Annotated in this window: 19 protein-coding genes, 1 tRNA gene, 1 other RNA gene and 2 pseudogenes; 12 read left to right on the top strand and 11 right to left on the bottom strand. The window is 64.6% G+C overall.

What is annotated here, in order from left to right:
* Nucleotides 1-97: 97 nt before the first annotated feature.
* Nucleotides 98-411, top strand: a pseudogene (locus DGN21_RS17550) (hypothetical protein).
* Between the two features lie 275 nt (nt 412-686).
* Nucleotides 687-762, top strand: a tRNA-Ile gene (locus tag DGN21_RS17545).
* A 143-nt stretch (nt 763-905) separates the two neighbouring features.
* Here the strand turns inward: DGN21_RS17545 and DGN21_RS17540 are convergent.
* Nucleotides 906-1,172, bottom strand: a complete 267-nt coding sequence (locus tag DGN21_RS17540) for a hypothetical protein (protein WP_160955244.1) — start codon at nt 1,170-1,172, stop codon at nt 906-908.
* Nucleotides 1,169-1,375 (bottom strand): hypothetical protein, encoded by a 207-nt coding sequence (locus DGN21_RS17535; RefSeq protein ID WP_104552815.1) that lies wholly within the window; start codon nt 1,373-1,375, stop codon nt 1,169-1,171. Before DGN21_RS17535 ends, DGN21_RS17540 begins: the two co-directional genes overlap by 4 nt.
* 576 nt (nt 1,376-1,951) lie before the next feature.
* Between DGN21_RS17535 and DGN21_RS17525 the strand changes: the two are divergent.
* Nucleotides 1,952-2,416, top strand: a pseudogene (locus DGN21_RS17525) (DNA methyltransferase); the annotation flags it as partial.
* An 88-nt stretch (nt 2,417-2,504) separates the two neighbouring features.
* On the opposite strand, the gene DGN21_RS17520 reads toward DGN21_RS17525, so the two are convergent.
* The 5 genes from DGN21_RS17520 to DGN21_RS17500 form a co-directional block, all read right to left on the bottom strand.
* The gene (locus DGN21_RS17520; protein ID WP_237475028.1) at nt 2,505-3,809 is read right to left on the bottom strand and encodes an arsenic transporter; all 1,305 of its coding nucleotides are present in this window, start codon (nt 3,807-3,809) and stop codon (nt 2,505-2,507) included.
* Nucleotides 3,810-3,826: 17 nt separating this feature from the next.
* The gene (arsH, locus tag DGN21_RS17515; RefSeq protein ID WP_104567911.1) at nt 3,827-4,552 is read right to left on the bottom strand and encodes an arsenical resistance protein ArsH; all 726 of its coding nucleotides are present in this window, start codon (nt 4,550-4,552) and stop codon (nt 3,827-3,829) included.
* Nucleotides 4,549-4,965 carry an arsenate reductase (glutaredoxin) gene (gene arsC, locus DGN21_RS17510; RefSeq protein ID WP_202975123.1) on the bottom strand — a complete coding sequence of 139 codons (417 nt, stop codon included), beginning with the start codon at nt 4,963-4,965 and terminating at the stop codon, nt 4,549-4,551. Before arsC ends, arsH begins: the two co-directional genes overlap by 4 nt.
* A 54-nt stretch (nt 4,966-5,019) precedes the next feature.
* Nucleotides 5,020-5,358 carry a metalloregulator ArsR/SmtB family transcription factor gene (locus tag DGN21_RS17505; protein ID WP_102580468.1) on the bottom strand — a complete coding sequence of 113 codons (339 nt, stop codon included), beginning with the start codon at nt 5,356-5,358 and terminating at the stop codon, nt 5,020-5,022.
* A 226-nt stretch (nt 5,359-5,584) separates the two neighbouring features.
* Nucleotides 5,585-6,196, bottom strand: a complete 612-nt coding sequence (locus DGN21_RS17500) for a TetR/AcrR family transcriptional regulator (RefSeq protein WP_126966569.1) — start codon at nt 6,194-6,196, stop codon at nt 5,585-5,587.
* Nucleotides 6,197-6,297: 101 nt separating this feature from the next.
* Here DGN21_RS17500 and DGN21_RS17495 point away from each other — a divergent pair, with 101 nt between their 5' ends.
* The 5 genes from DGN21_RS17495 to DGN21_RS17475 all read left to right on the top strand — a co-directional run bounded on the left by DGN21_RS17495 (nt 6,298) and on the right by DGN21_RS17475 (nt 12,597).
* The gene (locus tag DGN21_RS17495; protein ID WP_305803632.1) at nt 6,298-7,626 is read left to right on the top strand and encodes an MFS transporter; all 1,329 of its coding nucleotides are present in this window, start codon (nt 6,298-6,300) and stop codon (nt 7,624-7,626) included.
* Nucleotides 7,627-7,758: 132 nt separating this feature from the next.
* On the top strand, nt 7,759-7,971 hold the full coding sequence (locus tag DGN21_RS17490) for a ParD-like family protein (protein WP_024938505.1): 213 nt from the start codon (nt 7,759-7,761) through the stop codon (nt 7,969-7,971).
* Nucleotides 7,968-8,744: a type I methionyl aminopeptidase gene (map, locus tag DGN21_RS17485; RefSeq protein WP_126966571.1), complete on the top strand. Its 777-nt coding sequence runs from the start codon at nt 7,968-7,970 to the stop codon at nt 8,742-8,744. The genes DGN21_RS17490 and map overlap by 4 nt, the downstream gene beginning before the upstream one ends.
* 167 nt (nt 8,745-8,911) lie before the next feature.
* Nucleotides 8,912-10,711: a chloride channel protein gene (locus tag DGN21_RS17480; RefSeq protein WP_126966572.1), complete on the top strand. Its 1,800-nt coding sequence runs from the start codon at nt 8,912-8,914 to the stop codon at nt 10,709-10,711.
* A 407-nt stretch (nt 10,712-11,118) separates the two neighbouring features.
* Nucleotides 11,119-12,597 (top strand): SulP family inorganic anion transporter, encoded by a 1,479-nt coding sequence (locus DGN21_RS17475; RefSeq protein ID WP_047129435.1) that lies wholly within the window; start codon nt 11,119-11,121, stop codon nt 12,595-12,597.
* On the opposite strand, the gene DGN21_RS17470 is transcribed toward DGN21_RS17475, so the two are convergent.
* On the bottom strand, nt 12,550-12,795 hold the full coding sequence (locus DGN21_RS17470; RefSeq protein ID WP_126966573.1) for a hypothetical protein: 246 nt from the start codon (nt 12,793-12,795) through the stop codon (nt 12,550-12,552). The genes DGN21_RS17475 and DGN21_RS17470 overlap by 48 nt on opposite strands.
* Before the next feature lie 176 nt (nt 12,796-12,971).
* On the opposite strand from DGN21_RS17470, the gene DGN21_RS17465 reads away from it, so the two are divergent.
* The 4 genes from DGN21_RS17465 to DGN21_RS17450 all read left to right on the top strand — a co-directional run bounded on the left by DGN21_RS17465 (nt 12,972) and on the right by DGN21_RS17450 (nt 14,165).
* Nucleotides 12,972-13,178 (top strand): hypothetical protein, encoded by a 207-nt coding sequence (locus tag DGN21_RS17465; protein ID WP_047127422.1) that lies wholly within the window; start codon nt 12,972-12,974, stop codon nt 13,176-13,178.
* A 126-nt stretch (nt 13,179-13,304) separates the two neighbouring features.
* A complete protein-coding gene (locus DGN21_RS17460; protein WP_024938499.1) occupies nt 13,305-13,538 on the top strand; it encodes a DUF1653 domain-containing protein in 234 nt (77 codons plus the stop codon).
* 51 nt (nt 13,539-13,589) lie between these two features.
* Complete coding sequence (locus DGN21_RS17455) at nt 13,590-13,931, top strand: hypothetical protein (protein WP_102251169.1); 342 nt, start codon at nt 13,590-13,592, stop codon at nt 13,929-13,931.
* 157 nt (nt 13,932-14,088) lie between these two features.
* Nucleotides 14,089-14,165: non-coding RNA, sX9 sRNA (locus tag DGN21_RS17450), on the top strand.
* 39 nt (nt 14,166-14,204) lie between these two features.
* Here the strand turns inward: DGN21_RS17450 and DGN21_RS17445 are convergent.
* The 3 genes from DGN21_RS17445 to DGN21_RS17435 all read right to left on the bottom strand — a co-directional run bounded on the left by DGN21_RS17445 (nt 14,205) and on the right by DGN21_RS17435 (nt 18,087).
* Complete coding sequence (locus tag DGN21_RS17445) at nt 14,205-14,942, bottom strand: DNA/RNA non-specific endonuclease (protein WP_039518674.1); 738 nt, start codon at nt 14,940-14,942, stop codon at nt 14,205-14,207.
* Nucleotides 14,943-15,529: 587 nt separating this feature from the next.
* Nucleotides 15,530-17,662, bottom strand: coding sequence for a methyl-accepting chemotaxis protein (locus DGN21_RS17440; RefSeq protein ID WP_126966574.1), 2,133 nt, complete (start codon nt 17,660-17,662; stop codon nt 15,530-15,532).
* Nucleotides 17,659-18,087, bottom strand: a complete 429-nt coding sequence (locus DGN21_RS17435; protein ID WP_024938495.1) for a substrate-binding domain-containing protein — start codon at nt 18,085-18,087, stop codon at nt 17,659-17,661. Before DGN21_RS17435 ends, DGN21_RS17440 begins: the two co-directional genes overlap by 4 nt.
* Nucleotides 18,088-18,095: the final 8 nt, after the last annotated feature.

The raw sequence follows: 18,095 nt of genomic DNA, 5'->3' as shown, positions 1-18,095 counted from the left end.
CCGGGTGGACGTCGCCGAAGCACGGACGCGCCGGGGATGGCGCAGGCGACATTCACGCCCCGGCGACGAAGCCAGACAGCGGCGCAACATAAAGCCCGTGTTTCTGCCTGACTCACGTGACGTTCTAGCCGTGGCTTCTAAGTTGATGGACGAATGGAACGAGGCCGTCGTATGAGCAGGCAAAGCCGCTTTGAAACCACCACATACCGCGAGCACGAGATTCGCGTACGCACCGAGCAGGCGTCCCCGGGCGCCAGGTGGACGTTGTGGGTCGACGTGTATGCACTGGGCGGCAAACGCCAGCCACGCATCGGTGGCCGGGAACAGGGATGGGAGACCTACCAGGAAGCCATCGCGCAGGGATTCCGTGCAGGCCGGCAATTGGTCGATGCGCAGCTTGAGGTGGCTTAGTAGCCGGGAGTGGGGAGTGGAGATTCGGGATTGCTGAGGTGCTTGTCGATCCGGGTCGTCTACCGCGAATGGTGCGCAAAGCGCACTGATCGCATACAAATTTAGAAGCCCGGCTCGCGCCGGGCTTTTTTTGTGGGCATGCACGGGCACGGGTGGGTGCGGGCGCTTCTCCTCATCGATGCCTGATGTCAGCAGACAGCGACGCGCGCGGACAGGTAAACTTTCGCCTCAGCTGGACGGTCCGACATGCCCCGCATCTCGCCACCCACCCCGCCGGGCCTATAGCTCAACGGTTAGAGCAGAGGACTCATAATCCTTTGGTTCCAGGTTCGAATCCTGGTGGGCCCACCAATAGAAAGCAGGCACTTGGACGCGCGGCCAAGTGCCTTTTTTGCTGCTCGGAAACTACCGGGACACGTCGTGTTCTTCTTCGCTGATCGCGTAGTCGGCGTCTTCTGGATAAGCGTTTGCGTGTGCGGTAGTCATCGTGCCGCTCAGTTGCGGTGCGCTTGCTTGCGCAGCCAGGTGAGGACATCAACTGCCGGGTCTTCATGCATGCAGACATGCAGCCGGCCCAGCACGATGCTCTGCGCATCGCCGCCTGGCAAGACGTCATCAAGGCCGGTGGCTTCGCAGGCGATCAGGACCGGCGGCAGACCAGGCTGCGCGTGGGAATGCAGCATGGCCAGCACATAGCCCTGCATCATTTCGAAGCTGAGGGTGACGCCCGTGCAGACACGGAACTGCTTGCTAGTGCTCATCGCCGCACCTGCGCATCTAAGGCGTCGACGGCAGTGATCGCTGCAGCAGCGTCGGCAATCGTGATGGCGCCTGTACTTCCGAGGCGTGCCATCAGGCTCAGCCACGCGGTATGGCTGCATTCGAGGGTGTTGGCGATTAGACCCACACGCTGGGGCATCTGGCGCGCCGCAGACGCGGGCGCTACTTGGGTGTTGTAAGACATGCTGGACTCCTTTTGTGGTTTGGAATCCGCCACGCCGAGACCAATCGGGGTGGCGGACAGTGCGCGGTTGGTCTGCCGGCCAAAAGGAACCGGTGGGCCTTGCGGCCCCCGCGCACCGCCCGCCATAAAGCTGGCCGGCATGCGCCCGCGACGATGCGGGCGATAAAAAAGCGCCATGCATCGATCGATGGGCGCTGGTGCGCCTTTTGATTCGGGAGACCAATCCCGGTCGCCGAATGTGCGGCGACGTTGGAATACTCGCTCCGCTGCTAGGAGCGTGTCAACGGAAAAATCCGCAACGCTATAGCAATAGTCTCGAGGCAGCACACTTCATAGCGGTGGCGGTGCCGAAACGATTGGTCAGCGCCGCGATCCTTAAGGCGGTGTTGGCCGACATAGGCGTATGCCAGCGCGAATTGCGCCATCACTCCATGCAGCAAATTTTCAGCTCCAGTAATTCCAGCCTGACCGAATTACGCCACGAGCAGCGGCGTAATCTCGTACCACCGCAAGACCACGCAATGCTCAAGAACCTCCGTTGTGGCGAATGCGCCCGCCTGCTGTGCAAGGCCGGGGTGGATGCACCTGTGGCTGTCCGAGTGCGCGCGCGTGCTCAAGGAAGGCGCGCCGGTGCTGCTGTTCACCGACGCGCTGTAGATCGTCGGCGTTGCCTGGCGCGACATCACTGTGTGGGGCAAGACCGAAGGCGTGCGGCCGCAGTTGGGGCGCTGCTGGAACCAAGCCGCACACATCGTGTGGGGCAGCAAGGGCAACATGCCACTGGATCGCCGCGCGCCTGTGCTGCCGGGGCTCATCCGTGAATCGGTGCGCAAGGCTGACAAGCATCACCTGACCGGCAAACCCACCGACTTGATGCGGCAGCTGGTCAAGATCTGCGAGACAGGCGGACGAATCCTAGATTCCTTCGCCGGCAGCGGCACGACACTGGTAGCGGCCGAGCTTGAGGGATACGGCTGGACTGGTGTGGAGATGACTAGCCACTATGTGGGCTATGCGTCCGAGCGGTTAGGCTCCCTGTAAAACTCACGGGGGCTGAGAATTCTCGGCTGCGATTTCGTTGCGCCATCATCAACCTGTCGCGCATCAGTCCAAGCAACCGCCCAGACCATCATTGCGATAGCGGCAGCCAGATCCAAAGTGCGACGAGGGTGGCCAACAGAACGGGCGGCGTCAGTATCAGTCCCACCTTCATGTATTGGCCCCACGTGATTCGTTGGCCCTTTCCGGCTAGGACATGCAGCCATAGAAGCGTCGCGAGCGAGCCGATCGGGGTGAGCTTAGGACCCAAATCATTGCCCACGACGTTGGCATAGATCATCACATCGCGGGTAGCATCGGGAAGGTTGGCCCCATCGATGGCGAGCGCGCCCACCAGCGTTGCCGGCATGTTGTTCATGATCGAGGCGAGTCCCGCCACTGCGAAGCCGGTGCCGATCGTGGCCACAAAACTTCCTTGCGCCGCCAGCCACTCAAGGACCGCACTTGCCGCTTTAGTTAGCCAAGCATTGCCGAGTCCGTAGACCACCAGATACATGCCAACCGAAAACAGCACGATCTGCCAGGGCGCTTCGCGCAGGATCTTCGTCAGCTGCATCGTGGCGCCTCTGCCGCCCGTCGCCCAGCGGCCAGCAATTGCCATCAGCATCAGCGCGGCCGCGCCCGTCACCAGAGCGATGGGTACACCGAGCGGCCCGGTCACGAAATACGCCACAAGTAGCAACGCGAGAAGTGGCAAGGCAGCACGGAAGACCGCCGTGTCACGTATCGCCTCACGCGGCGCTTCGAGATCGCTGACCGGATACGTGCGAGGAATGTCGCGCCGGAACCAGAGCGACAGCACGATCAGTGTCGCTACGACCGACACTAGATTCACCGGCACCATGACCGTTGCATAGCGTCCGAACGACACGTCAAAGAAGTTCGCCGTGACGATGTTGACCAGATTCGAGACAACGAGCGGAAGGCTTGCCGTGTCAGCGATGAAACCACATGCCACCGTGAACGCGAGCGCGCCGGCAGGTGGGAAATTCAGGCGCAGCAAAATGGCGAGAACAATGGGCGTCAGCAAAAGTGCCGCGCCATCGTTAGCGAAAACCGTAGCGATCGTGGCGCCTAGCAGAACGATCAGTGGAAACAGTTTCCGACCATTGCCGCCGCCCCATCGAGCCACGTGCAGTGCTGCCCAGGCAAAGAAGCCGGCCGCGTCCAAGATGAGCGAGATGATGATGAGGGCGACGAAGGTAAAGGTCGCATCCCAGACGATCCCCCACACGGTGCCGACGTCGTTCCACCCGACGACGCCGGTAGCCAAAGCGACTGCGGCACCGGCGAGGGCCGACCAGCCGATGCCAATCCCGCGCGGTTGCCAGATGACGAAAACAAGGGTGGCGATGAAAATCGCGAGGGCAAGCATGCAGCGCTCCGCAGTGGTCAGATGGAGCGCTGATTTACGCGCTTGGACAATTCTTCGGCGTTTTCAACTCGCTCAGAATAGCGATCGGTCAGATACGCCGAGCGGCCACGCACAAGCCAGGTGAATTTGACCAGTTCCTCGCAAACGTCGACGACGCGCTGATAGTAGGCAGACGGCTTCATCCGCCCGGACTCATCGAACTCCTGAAACGCCTTGGCAACGGATGACTGGTTCGGGATCGTGAGCATGCGCATCCACCGGCCGAGCACGCGCAGCTGGTTCACAGCGTTGAAGCTTTGCGAACCGCCGGAAACCTGCATGACGGCCAGCGTCTTGCCCTGCGTCGGGCGCTTGGCGCCCTCGGTGAGAGGAATCCAGTCGATCTGCGCTTTCATGATCCCTGTCATCGCGCCATGGCGCTCCGGACTGACCCAAACCATACCCTCCGACCAGTAGGCGAGCTCGCGTAATTCACTCACCTTCGGGTGGTCTGGAGCCGCCCCGTCGGGCAGCGGCAGGTCGTGCGGATCGAAGATGCGTACGTCGCAGCCGTACCAGCGCAACAAGCGGCCAGTTTCCTCTGCCAGCAGCCGCGAATAGGAACGCTCGCGCAACGAGCCGTACAGGATGAGGATGCGGGGCGGATGTCTGGGGTCGCCGGGCGTGGCCAGTGCGTTGACGTCGATTGGGGTGAGGTGTGTCGGATCGATGCCTGGTAGATCCATGGCAACGCCACCCATCACTTCGACGCTCCGCCTGTCGTCACCGCTTCGCCGTCTTCTTTCGTAAAGGACGCGACCGGGTGGGCCAGCAACGTGAGCACTTTCTCGGATGGCCGGCAGAGCGCCACGCCCCGATCGGAAACGACGATGGGACGATTGATAAGGATTGGGTGCGCGATCATCGCGTCCACCAGCTGTTCGTCAGTGAGGGCAGGATTGTCCAAGCCCAACTCCGCGTACGGGGTTCCCTTCTGGCGTAACAGATCGTGCGGCGCGATGCCCATGGCGGCAATTAGCTCGACCAGCTTCTCGCGCGTCGGCGGGGTGTGCAGATATTCGATGATCTCAGGGTCCTCGCCAGACTGGCGCATCATCTCCAAGACGTTCCGGGACGTGCCGCAGGCAGGGTTGTGATAGATCGTCAGCATCGCAATGATCTCCTTGAGCTGGGCCGTGTCAGGCCGACGGGCATTAAGGCTGAGGAAGGCTCAAACGCAGGTTTCCGATGCGCAACGAGTCAGGGCCACACCACAGATCTCTGGGTTGCCCGAGCAGCAGTCCTCGGTGAGAAACGAGAGCAGCTGGCGCATGTCCTCGTAGCTCGCCGCATAAAGGACACGTCGCCCATCGCGCCAGGAGCGCAGCAGGCGAGCACGCTCCAGCGTCGCGAGGTGAAAGCTCATTCGTGTTGGGGGGATCGTAAGCCGCTCGGCAATCTCCCCTGACGGCATGCCGTCAGGGCCTGCGCGAACAAGCATTCGGAATGCGGCCAGTCGATCGGTGTGTGCGAGGGCAGAGAGGGCTGCGACAGCGGAATCGTCTTTCATCGCGCTACTCTACAAATATAGTTGCAAAGTGCAATGGTTGGTTCAGTTTGCGCCTGCACCGCGGAGGCTGGTGCCGCGCACCAACCGCCGTAGGACCAGTGCATCAGGGATTGGCCGGGGCCACCGGCTGTGGCAGGGGCTCCAGCCACAGCACTTGCGGATACGCTTGAGCACACGCGCATCGACTTCCAGCCTTGCTCGGCAGCAAGGTTGAAGCGCTGCCTACCTAGCGCGCCTGGGCATCCCACAACCCCATGAGCTGTGTGATCGCGGCATCCATCGCCTTGAAGCTCATGCCATCCCGGGCCAGCGTGGATAGCCCGAGCAGGAAACTGTCGAACACGCAGGTCAGTGCGGCGGCGTCCACGGCGGGCCCGAGTTCGCCGCCGGCGATGGCGCGGTCCACGCAGGCGCGGATGCCGGCGCGCGTGCGTGCGCGCGAGCGCGTCAGCGGTGTGCACAGTGCCGAGAGCTCCGGCGACGGCGCGCTCATCACTCCCAGCGTGACCATGCAGCCTTTCGGGTGGCCACGCTCGCACTGCATCTTGGCGGAGCAGCGCAGCGCAAGCTCCACCGCCTGCCTGGGGCCGAGCGCGGCGTCCCACAAGCAGTGGGTCACCTTGGCGTAGGTCGCCAGGTAGCGGTCCATGCATTCCTTGAAGAGCGCTTCCTTCGAGCCGAAGGCGGCATAGAAGCTGGGCGCGGTGATGCCGCCACCAATCGCGGCCTTGAGCTGGCTCAACGAGGTGGACTCGTAGCCCTGTTCCCAGAACAGGTGAAGCGCCTCTTCCACCGCGGCGTCACGGTCGAAGCTGCGTGGCCTTCCCATTTGCGCCATGGCGCCCTCCGATCTCTACATCAAGACTAATCGATACAGATATCGTTGACAACGCAGCCAACCTGTAGATATATATCGATCGATACATATGTGGGCACTCAGTGGTGCCGGCCGGCAGGTCTCAGGACGAAGACCTGCTTTTTTCGGTCTTTATGTGTATCGATCGATATATATGTAGCGGCCTAACCGGCATCCCCCTCCCCAACAAAGGACAGCGTGTGACCTCTTCAACTGCATCCACCGCCGGTGCGATCCCGCCGCCATTGCCAGTCGCCGCGCTGCTGGCGCTGGCCATGACCGGCTTCATCTGCATCGTGACCGAAACCCTTCCGGCAGGACTGCTGCCGCAGATGTCCGCAGGCCTCGGTATCAGCCCGGCACTGGCCGGGCAGACGGTGACCGCCTACGCGCTGGGGTCGGTGATTGCCGCAATTCCGCTGACCATTGCGACCCAGCAGTGGAGGCGGCGTAACGTCCTGTTGCTCACCATCGTCGGCTTCCTGCTGTTCAACTCGGTCACCGCACTGTCGACCAGTTACGCGCTGACCCTGGTGGCGCGCTTGTTTGCCGGCGCAGCGGCAGGCCTGGCGTGGAGCCTGCTTGCCGGTTACGCGCGGCGCATGGTGCAGCCGGACCAGCAGGGCAGGGCCATGGCGATTGCGATGGTGGGCACGCCGGTTGCGCTTTCCCTCGGCGTGCCGCTGGGCACCTGGATGGGCGGCATACTGGGCTGGCGCAGCGCGTTCGCCGCGATGTCCGGACTGACGCTCATTCTGATCGTGTGGGTGCTGCTGAAGGTGCCCGACTACCCCGGCCAGTCCGCAGCGCAGCGGGTGCCGCTACGCAAGGTGCTCGGCACGCCCGGCGTGCGCCCGGTGCTCGCCACCGTGATGGCGTGGATGCTGGCCCACAACATCCTGTACACCTATGTGGCGCCGTTCGCCGCACACGCGGGGCTGGCACATCGCGTGGACGTGTTGCTGTTGATCTTCGGCGTTGCGGCACTGGTCGGTATCGGCGTGGCGGCAAAGTTGGTGGAGCAGCACCTACGTGGCACGGTGTTGGTGTCGTTGGCGACGTTCCTTGCGATCTCAGTGGTGCTGGCATTGCTGCAAGACGTGCAGCCTGTGGTCTACGTCTGTGTGGCGGTGTGGGGCCTGACCTTTGGCGGCGCGGCGACCCTGCTGCAGACCGCGCTTGCCGACAGCGCAGGCGAAGGCGCCGATGTTGCGCTGTCGCTCAACGTGGTTGCCTGGAACAGCGTCATCGCCGGCGGTGGCGTGGTGGGCGGCGTGCTGCTGGACCGATGGGGCGCCCAGACCTTTCCGGTTGCCATGGCCTTGCTGCTGGCAATCGGGCTGCTGATTGCATGGCGTGCCCGGCAGCACGGCTTTGCGGCGGGCGCGCGCTCGCCGGTTGCCGGTCACTAGCGTTGCCCTACCTGATGTCTTCCCGGCTGCGTCCGCCTGGTACCCAGCGAGCGCAGCCGCAGGCAACTGCCGGCATTGCAGGTGTTTATACGTTTCATATACGATTCGTATATTCATGACACAGGAGCTTGCATGGGCATCGTCAATATCGATGACGAACTGCACGATCAGCTGCGTCGCGCGTGCACGGTGACCAGCCGGTCGATCAACGCGCAGGCCACTTTCTGGATCAAGGTCGGCATGCTGTGTGAGATGCATCCGGAATCCTCGTTCCAGGACATCGTGGCGCAGGAACTGCGCGCGGCAGGCGTGCGGCCGCAATCCCTGAAACCGGCGCGGACATGATCAAGCAGCCGGCGGAGATTGCGCTGCTGGCCAACGCCGGTGCGCTGCTGGCGCAGGTGTTCCATGCGCTGGATCAGCTGCCGCTGGCAGGCCGCAGCACGCTGGAACTCAACGACTTCGTCGAGCGGATGATTGTCGACGCGCTGGGCGCGCGGCCGGCCAGCAAGGGGCAGTACGACTTTCCCTTCGTGCTCAACGCCTCGATCGATGATGTGGTGTGCCATGGCGTGCCCGCGGCCGCGGACGTGCTGCGCAACGGGCAGATCGTCAATCTGGATATCACGCTGGAAAAGGACGGCTATATCGCCGACTCCAGCACGACGTATCTGGTGGGCGAGGTGGCGTATCCGGCGCGGCGGCTGGTGCAGGCCACCTATCAGGCGATGTGGAAGGGGATTGCGGCGGTGCGTCCGGGCGCGCGGCTGGGCGACATCGGTCATGCGATTGCGCGGCATGCGCGCGAGCAGGGCTATAGCGTGGTGAAGGAATATTGCGGGCATGGCATCGGCCGGCAGATGCATGAAGAGCCGCAGATCCTGCACTACGGGCATGCCGGCACGGGGATGCAGCTGCAGGAAGGCATGGTGTTCACCATTGAGCCGATGATCAATCAGGGCAGGGCGGCGATCCGCGCCGAGCCGGATCAATGGCCGGTGCATACGCGCGACGGCAAGTTGTCGGCGCAGTTCGAGCACACCGTGGCGGTGACGCGTACCGGTGTGCGTGTGCTGACCTTGCGCCCCGGGGAAACGCCGCTGTGTGCGCTGGGGTGAGCGCGCCGTCCCCCGGCGTGTGGCCTGCGCCCGCTGCCGCCGCTGTGTTCGTTGCTTGCACTGCCGCGGCCAGACTGCGGCAGGTCAGCCAGGTTGCTGCACACTAGGCCGCATCGCTGACGTCTCCCGTGCGCCGGCACCCTGATCCGGCGGAGCGCTGGTCTTCCATGCAGCCACTTCCTCATAACCCCACGCACGCCGTGCACCCGGCGGCAGCATCCTGGCGACGGCCGCTGGAGTGGTTGCGCCGGCAGTTGCGCGCCAACGATCTGTGGTTCATCGGGCTGGCAGCCGTGGTGGGGCTGATTGCGGCGGCACTGATGGTGGTGCAGGCCGGCATGGCGCATGCGCTGCAGGCCTGGCTGTACGCGCTTGCACCGGGCGAGCGGCTCAGTACCGCCGAATCGATCACCGCCACCCAGTTGCTGGTGTTGCCGTTGGGCGGCCTGCTGGTGGGCCTGGTGGCCTTGCTGGCGCGGCGGCGCAAGCGGCCGCTGGTGGATGCGGTGGAAGCCAATGCCCTGCACGGCGGGCGCATGTCGATGCGCGACAACCTGATCGTTGCGGTGCAGACGCTGCTGTCCAACGGTTTCGGCGCATCGGTGGGGCTGGAGGCGACCTACACGCAGATGGGCGCAGGCGCCGGTTCGCAGCTGGGCCGTGTCCTGCGGGTACGCCGGGCCGACATGCGCACGCTGGTCGGTGCCGGCGCGGCAGGCGCGATCGCCGGTGCGTTCGGGGCGCCGCTGGCCGGTGCGTTCTACGCGTTCGAGATCGTGATCGGCGCCTATACGCCGTCGGCGCTTGCGCCGGTGGCCGCAGCGGCGCTGGCCGGCGCGTTCATGGCCAATGCGCTCGGTGCCGCGCCGTATTCGTTGCCGGCGGCGGTCGCCTATCAATTGCAGCCGCGTGACTATGCGATCTACATCGCGTTGGGGCTGACCTGCGCGTTGATCGGCATCGCGGTGATGCGGCTGGTGGCCGGTATCGAACGCGCCGTGGGGCGGATCGAGCTGCCGCTCTGGGGGCGCCCGGTGGTGGGCGGGTTGCTGCTGATTCCGTTGGCGATGTATTCGCCGCAAGTGCTGTCGTCGGGACATGGCGCCCTGCATCTGGACCTGACCAGTAGCAGCACGCTGCAGGTATTGGCCGGTTTGCTGGTGCTCAAATGCGTCGCGTCGGGCATCTCGCTGGGTTTCGGCTTCCGTGGCGGCCTGTTCTTCGCTTCGCTGTTCATGGGCTCGCTGGTGGGCAGCCTGTTTGCGGTGTTCCTGAACCTGCTGGTCGGCGCCGCGGCGGTGGACATCACCAGCGCTTCGTTGGTGGGCATGGCTGCGTTGGCGGCAGCCATTGTCGGTGCGCCGATGACGATGGCCATGCTGATCCTGGAAGGCACGCACGACTTTGTGCTGGCGAGCGCGGTGATGGTGGCGGTGCTGGTGGCCAATACCGTGGTGCGCCAGGTGTTCGGCTATTCGTTCTCCACCTGGCGCCTGCATCTGCGTGGCGAGAACATCCGCAGCGCACGCGACGTGGGGTGGGTGCGCAATCTGTCGGCCGGCAAGATGATGCGCAAGGACGCCAACCACACTGCGCACGACACCACGGTGAGCGAGTTTCGCCGGCGGTTTCCATTGGGGTCCACGCAGCGCGTGGTGCTGGAAGACGCCGCCGGCCATTACGCCGGTGTGGTGCCGCTGGCAGTGCTGTATGCGGACAACGTGCAGGCCGATGCGCCGGTGAGCGACTACGCCAAGCACCGCGATGCGGCATTGCTGGCAGACACCGACATCGTGGCGGTCATGAAGGTCTTCGACGCTACGCAGGCCGACGAGCTGGCGGTGATCGATGCACAACGCAAGGTGCTGGGCGTGTTGTCGGAAGGCTTCGTGCGCAAGCGCTATGCCGAAGAACTGGAAAAGCGCGAACGCGAACTGATGGGCGAGCGTGTGCTCGGCGACGACTGAGCCACGCGCTGCCGGCAGCGGCTGAAGCGACGGGGCGCATGCTGGCCCGGTAGATCCACTGCGTGCAGAAGGTGTCTCACGCAACGCCCTGCGCCCGCGACGCATGCAGCTTGCCCTCGCCAGCGGCAGCATGCGATGCCAGCACGCAGCTTCCAGCGGCCTGTGCGTTGATGTTGCTCATGCATTGGCAGCGTTGCTCGGCTCGACGCGCGTGCGCAGCAGCGCGCCATCGGGTTGTGCAGACCGACCTCAGCGCGTTAGCATGCAGCCTCGTCCAGAGCGATTTCCTCCGACACATGACACCACCCTGACCTAAGGCATCACGCGCTCGCAGTTGCTGCGAAGGTCCAGGTGTTTGACGTTCATGTATTCGCGCCGTGTGTTTGCCGGTGCGCGGAGTCGTTTCAATGTCCAGAGTTTTCTCGTTGCGCCAGCAATGGCTCGGCAACGTGCGTGGCGATGTGCTCGCCGGCATCGTGGTCGCGCTTGCGCTGATTCCCGAAGCCATTGCCTTTTCGATCATTGCCGGCGTCGACCCCAAGGTCGGGCTGTACGCGGCGTTCTGTATTGCGGTGGTGACTTCGATCGCCGGTGGCCGGCCCGGCATGATTTCTGCCGCCACCGGCGCAATGGCGTTGTTGATGGTGGACCTGGTCAAGGACCACGGCCTGCAGTACCTGCTGGCGGCCACCGTGCTGGCCGGCGTGCTGCAGCTGATCGCCGCAGCATTGCGCCTGGGCGCATTGATGCGCTTTGTCTCGCGCTCGGTGATCACCGGCTTCGTCAATGCGTTGGCGATCCTGATCTTCCTGGCGCAGTTGCCGGAGCTGGTCGGCATGCCATGGCCGGTGCATGCGGTGTGTGCAGCGGGCCTGGCCATCATCTATCTGCTGCCGCGCTTCACCACGGCGATTCCCTCGCCGCTGGTCGCCATCGTGGTGCTGACGGCGGTGTGCGCGTACTGGCACATCGACATCCGCAACGTGGGCGATATGGGCCGTCTGCCCGACAGCCTGCCGGTGTTCCTGCTGCCGGACGTGCCGCTGACGTGGGACAGCGTGCGCATCCTGCTGCCGGTGTCGACGACGCTGGCCGTGGTGGGCCTGCTGGAGTCGTTGATGACCGCGCAGATTGTCGAAGACCTCACCGATACCCCGTCGCAGCGCAACCGCGAATGCGCAGGGCAGGGGCTGGCGAACCTGCTGGCCGGGTGCTTCGGTGGCATGGCCGGCTGCGCGATGATCGGGCAATCGGTGATCAATGTGCGCTCGGGCGGGCGCGGGCGCCTGTCGTGCCTGGTGGCCGGTGTCGTCCTGCTGCTGATGGTGGTGTATGGCGCGCCCTGGGTGCGCCAGATCCCGATGGCGGCGTTGGTGGCGGTGATGATCATGGTCAGCATCGGTACCTTCAGCTGGGGCTCGCTACGCGATCTACGCACGCACCCGGGGAGTTCGTCGGTGGTGATGCTGGGCACCGTCGTGGTCACGGTATGGACGCACGATCTGGCCCGCGGCGTGCTGGCCGGGGTGCTGCTGTCGGCGCTGTTCTTTGCGCGCAAGGTCGGGCGCATGTTGCAGGTGCAGGCCAGCGAGCGTGACGACGGAGTGCGCGTGTATGCGGTGCGCGGCCAGGTGTTCTTTGCATCGGCCGGGCAGTTCGTGGCCAGCTTCGATTTCCCGGGCACGCCGCCGAAGGTGTTGATCGATCTGAGCCACGCGCACTTCTGGGACATCAGCGCGGTGGCGGCGCTGGATCGGGTGGTGCTCAAGCTGCGCGCGCACGGCGCCGAGGTCGAGGTGATCGGCGTGAATCAGGCCAGCGACACGCTGATCGAAACCTTAGGAACCCATCGGCGCGATGGCGCGCGCCTGCAGCTGGGGCACTGAGCCCGGCTGCTCGTGCGCAGCCAGCGCGGCCGTCGGCGCCGCCGCGTGGCGTGCATGTTCGTCCAGCAACGCGGACAGGCGACGATGGCAGTCGCGGAAGGCCAGCGCGGAGGCGGGCATGTCGCAGGCATCGAAGGTTCCGGCCTCGGCCTTCCAGGCGGCGAGCAGGTCTTTCAGGTCGCAGATCAGGCTCGGCATGCGGGTGACTCCGTGGGCGTTCTCATCACTACGGCCACAGGTGCCGGCCGGATGCAGTCGCGCTCGTTCGTCCCACGCATGGCCGCGCGGTGGCGCTGCCATCGTGCAGGACACACGTGCGCGTCACATCGGCGGGAGGAGGGTGGCCGTGCGGTCTTTTACCGCTGGAGCAGACCATGAGCAACGACGAAAACGGCAACCGCGGCGTAGACGATCCGACCCCGCCCAATGGCATCAAGGCACCGGGCAGGGACAACACACCGATCCAGGAAGGGCCTGCACAGGACAGCGAGATCGATGACGACGATGGCATCGAAGACCCGGTCGAGGACGATGACGACCTGGGCGCGGAAGACGACGAAGACGAAGACGACGACCAGTAAGCGCGTGGCAGCGTTGCACGCGGCCGTGCAACGCTGAACCCGGCAGAGGGCACCGGTTGCGCGGCATGCGCTGGCTGTGGCCGGCCATGCTGCCTAGACTTGCGGATTGCCCATCCTGTGACATCCATGGACACCTCCCTGTCGCCATTGCCCAACATCGCGTTGGGCCAGTACCGCCACTTCAAGGGCGGCCGTTATGAAGTGCTCGGCGTCGTGCGTTGCAGCGAAACGCTGGCCCCGCTGGTGCTCTATCGCCCGTTGGACAGCGAGGTCGGTCTGTGGGTGCGGCCGTATGCGATGTTCGTCGAGCAGGTCGAGGTGGACGGCGTTGCGCGTCCGCGCTTTGCGCGGGTCGAGTAGGCGCGGCTTGGTCTGCACGACGTTACAGGGCCGTTTGCGAGTGCGTTGGCAATGACGGCTGCCGCCGCTGCGCCAGTCACCACGCCCGATGGCCGGTATCTGATCGTGCGTGGCCGGCTCTGGCGTACCGCCAACCCGCATCTGCGCGAAGACGTGCGTGCCGGGCTGGTCGGCGCCTTGATGGACGCGCGACGCGCGGTCAAGGCGGCCAAGCGCGATGAGGATGCCGGGGGGCTGGCTGCAGCGCGTGCGGCGGTCGATCGTGCCAAGACGGCGCTGGGAGAGCGCGGCCCGGTGTGGTGGAGCGATGGTGCCAAAGACTTCAATCGGCATCTGGTCAAGAACACGCCATACGCGGACTGGTTTGCGGCGCTTGCCGCGCCCGAGGCCTGAGGGCGCGTTGCAGCGGGCCAGGCGTGCCGCCGCCTGCAACGACAAGGCCCGGGAATCCCGGGCCTTGTCTGCTGGATCACACGCCCAGCGGTGTAGAGCGGCTGAGCAGGCTGCTGCGCTCAGCGCCAGGTGGGTACGGCTGGTGCCCGACATCGGCAAGGGCCATTCGGGCACTCCGATGCTGGACGCGCCATTCGCACCCACCTGACGACTGCTCGCAACATGGTGTCAGCTGCTCTTGATCGACGTGGCTGGAGAAGCGGACAGCCGGCCTCAGCCCAGGTCGCAATTGCTCGGCTGCGGCCAGGTGGTGGCGGGCAGCATGGCCTTGACGGCGGCCGGTGCGGTGATGCCGATGGTGCTGGCGCCGTAGAGGTCTTCCAGTTCGTCGATGCTGACGATGTAGCTGTCCAGCGAACCGAGGTTGGCGCTGTTGGGAATCAGCCAGCTGATCGCGCGGGTGCCGCCGCCCGGGTTGGCGGTGATGATCGTCTTCCAGAAGAAGTCCGGGGTGCGGATGCCGTGGCTGCTCAGGAAGTAATCGTTGGTCGTGTCGCTGTAGATCACACCGCCGTAGACCTGCACGCTGGCGATGTCGCGGTAACACTCGGCCACGTTTTCGGCGCGTACCCAGATGCCCTGGTTGAAGCTGGACACCTGCGGCACGATGTTGGACATCAGGTTGGCGCGACGGATGTAGGTCGCGTTGTAGTCCATGTGGTTGGAGGTCACCAGGTGCCCGCGATCGTAGCCGGTGCGCACGCTGGCGTAGGAGGCGGTGGAGGTCTGGCCGGCGCAGCCGCTGGGCAGTTCGGTGTCCAGATTGAAACTGGACGGGCGCGCGGCCGAGCCGGTATCGGCCTGCAGCACGTACTCATAGCGCAGCGCGGTGTGGTTGGTGCAGTCGTAGCGCAAGGTGTAGCCGCCCTTGTTGAGGGTGACGACCTGGGCGTTTGCGCTGGCACTGGCAGCGGTGAACAGCAGAACGGCGAAGAAAGTCCGGAAGCGCATGGGCAGTGAATCTCCTGGAAAATCAATCGGACGCACGACGCCTTCGCCGGCTGCCGGGGGGCAGATCGACGCTCAGCGGAACGCGCGCTGGAAGGGGGATAGTTGGCTCACATTTTTTAGCGAGCGCGACAGCTATCGCATGCAAATGTTGCTTGGTGGTGACGTAGGCGTGAGGAATGTGCAGTCGCGTCAGTTTTTCCGGCAAAAATGTGACCGGTCTCGCGCATTGGGCGGCATACGGGCTGACAGGCGATAAGCCCCTGGTTATGCCTGGAGCGTGCGGATGTGCTTCCGCGCCAGGGTTTTTGCGATGACGCATAGCTGGGCCATCAGCAGAGCGCGGTTGCTGCTGTCGGACAACCGCCCGCGTGGAGGTCGGGGTATGCCGGCACCCGTGGTCAGATGACAACCGTGGGAGTGCAGTCGCGAACACCGCAGGGCCGGTCATCGGCGCAGGATGCGCATGGCTCGGTTTTAAACGGTGCCTTGCCAGCGCCGCGTTCGCCACCGGCGGCACAAAAAACCCCCTTCTGCAGTCCATGCAGAAGAGGGCGTCAAAGACGTCGCGAGAGGATTGGCTCGGTCGACTATGCGACCTCTTTTTCCAGCTGCGGTGCGCTGGCAGGCTGCAGCTGGAACAGCGAGACCAGCTGGGTCAGGGTGCTGGACTGCTTTTCCATCGCCCGTGCCGCGGCCATGGCTTCTTCCACCAACGCCGCATTCTGCTGGGTGGTTTCGTCCATCTGGATCACCGTCTGGTTGACCTGTTCGATGCCGGCCGATTGCTCGCTGGATGCGGCGGTGATCTCACCCATGATGTCGGTGACCCGATTCACGCTGGCGACGATCTCGGTCATGGTGGTGCCGGCCTTGTGCACCAGCACCGAGCCTTCGGCCACCTTGCCCACCGAGGCGTCGATCAGCTCCTTGATCTCCTTGGCCGCAGCGGACGAACGCTGCGCAAGCGTGCGCACTTCCGAGGCCACCACCGCAAAGCCGCGGCCCTGTTCGCCGGCACGGGCGGCTTCCACCGCCGCGTTCAAGGCCAGGATATTGGTCTGGAACGCGATGCCATCGATGACGCTGATGATCTCGGCGATCTTTTTCGAGGAGGTTTCGATGCCCGACATGGTGCCGACGACCTGGCTGACCACCTCGCCGCCCTTGGAGGCTACACCGGCTGCATTGCGTGCCAGTTCGTTGGCCTGTCGCGCATGCTCGGCGTTCTGCTTGACGGTGGAGGTGAGTTCCTCCATCGATGCGGCGGTTTCTTCCAGGCTGGCCGCCTGCTGTTCGGTACGCCGCGACAGGTCCTGATTGCCGGCGGCAATTTCACCGGCCGCAGTATCGATCTCCGACGAGGAATGCTGGATGCGCCCGACGACGTCGGTCAGGCGGTCCACCGTGGTGTTGGCATCGTCGCGCATGCGCGCGAACACGCCGGCAAAGTCGCCGTGCATGCGCGTGGTCAGGTCGCCGCTCGCAATCGCCTGCAACACTTGCGACACCGCGCCCAGGCTCTGGTCCGAGCTGCTCATCAGGTGATTGAGGTCGACCACGATCTGGCGGAAATCATGCTCGAACGCGGTCTCGTCGCCACGTGCGCTGAAGTCGCCTGCCGCCGCCGCCGATGCCAGCCGCTTGATCTCGCCATTGATCGACAACAGGCTGGCCCGCACATCGTTGATCGATTGACTGATCACCGCCTTCTCGCCCGGCAACGGCTCCAGCTGCTGCGACAGGTCGCCGGCGGCATAGCGCTCGGTCAATGCGACGATCTGCATCGTCACCGCGATATGGCTGGACACCAGCGCATTGCTGGCCCGCACCATGCTGCCGAATTCGCCGGGGAATTCCTGCTCGGCGATACGGTGACTGACCATGCCGGCTTCATGCTTGTCGCCCATGTCGGTCTGCGCCTGGATCACGCGACGCAGCTGGCGCTGCATGCTGTCCATCGCCTGCAGCAGCTGGCCGACCTCGTCGTTGCGGTCGATCGAGATGCTGTTGTCCAGCTTGCCCGACGACACCGCATGCGCAATGCCCACCGCACGGTTCAGCGGCTGCGTGATGGCGCGTGCCACGATCCAGCCGAAGGCGATGCACAGCACCGCACCGACCAGGCCCAGCACCAGCCCGCCGATGCTTGCCGCCACCGAGCTGTCCACCGCTTCCTGCACGGTGCCGCGGAAGCGTGCATCGGCACGCTTCTGCATGGCGGTCAGGGTGGTGCGATAGGTTTCCAGTGCCGGTGCCATGGCGCTCATCTGCGCCGCATCGGGTTCGCGCTGTTCCACGAACGCGGCGGCCACGCCGTGCGCCAGGCTGTAGTACTGATCGAACTCCTTGCCCAGGCGTGCCAGCTCCGTCGCATTGGCAGGATCGGATTTCTGCAGTTTCACGTAGGAGGCGTGGATCTCGTCGGCCACCGGCTTGGTGGCCGCCAACATGTCGGCATCGCCGGCGGCAGCGGCGCCGTTGAGCCCGTTGATGAGCTTGTCCAGCGCAGCCACGTTGCGTGTCATGGCGTCGAGCATCGGGAAATGCACGTCGCGTACCGCTTCCAGGCGGTCGTTGTTGCGGTGAAAGACCAGCGTACTGAAGGCCACATAGCTCGATAGGCAAAGGATCGCCACCGCGGCCGGCATCAGGATTTTCCAGAACAACGGTAGCGACAGGATGCGTCTCATGACTTGAGTCTCGAGCAGGTGGCGGGTCACGGCTTCAGGACGACCTTGACGCTGGCGTCGACTGCGCTGGCACTGATGTAACCGATGGCGCCGGGCGTGGCGGCAACGGCCTTCTTGACCGCATCGTCGCCACTGACACGCTTGGGACGCTGCGCCTTGCCGGTGAACATCAGCTGCGACCAGTACGACTTCAGCTGTGCCGCGTCGCGTGAGGCCACTTTCTTGTAGAACTCATCGCGGGTGGCGACGCCTTCTTCCTGATCGATCGGCACCGCCGCGCCGCCACCGGGCAGGCTGTTGGATTTGGCCAGGAAGATCTGCGACACCTGCGCGGCGCTGAGGCTGTCCGGGCCGCCCTTGGCCGACATCACCACCACGACATCGGCATTGGCGCAGAACGCGCTCAGCGACAACGCGGCAAGCAGGGAGACTGCAAAACACTTGGAAATGGTCATGGGGGCTC

The organism is Xanthomonas sp. MLO165 (assembly GCF_018831305.1).
Lineage (GTDB): Bacteria > Pseudomonadota > Gammaproteobacteria > Xanthomonadales > Xanthomonadaceae > Xanthomonas > Xanthomonas arboricola.
The sequence above is the reverse complement of the archived record's forward strand: the minus strand, read 5'-3'. Positions and strand labels throughout refer to the sequence as shown.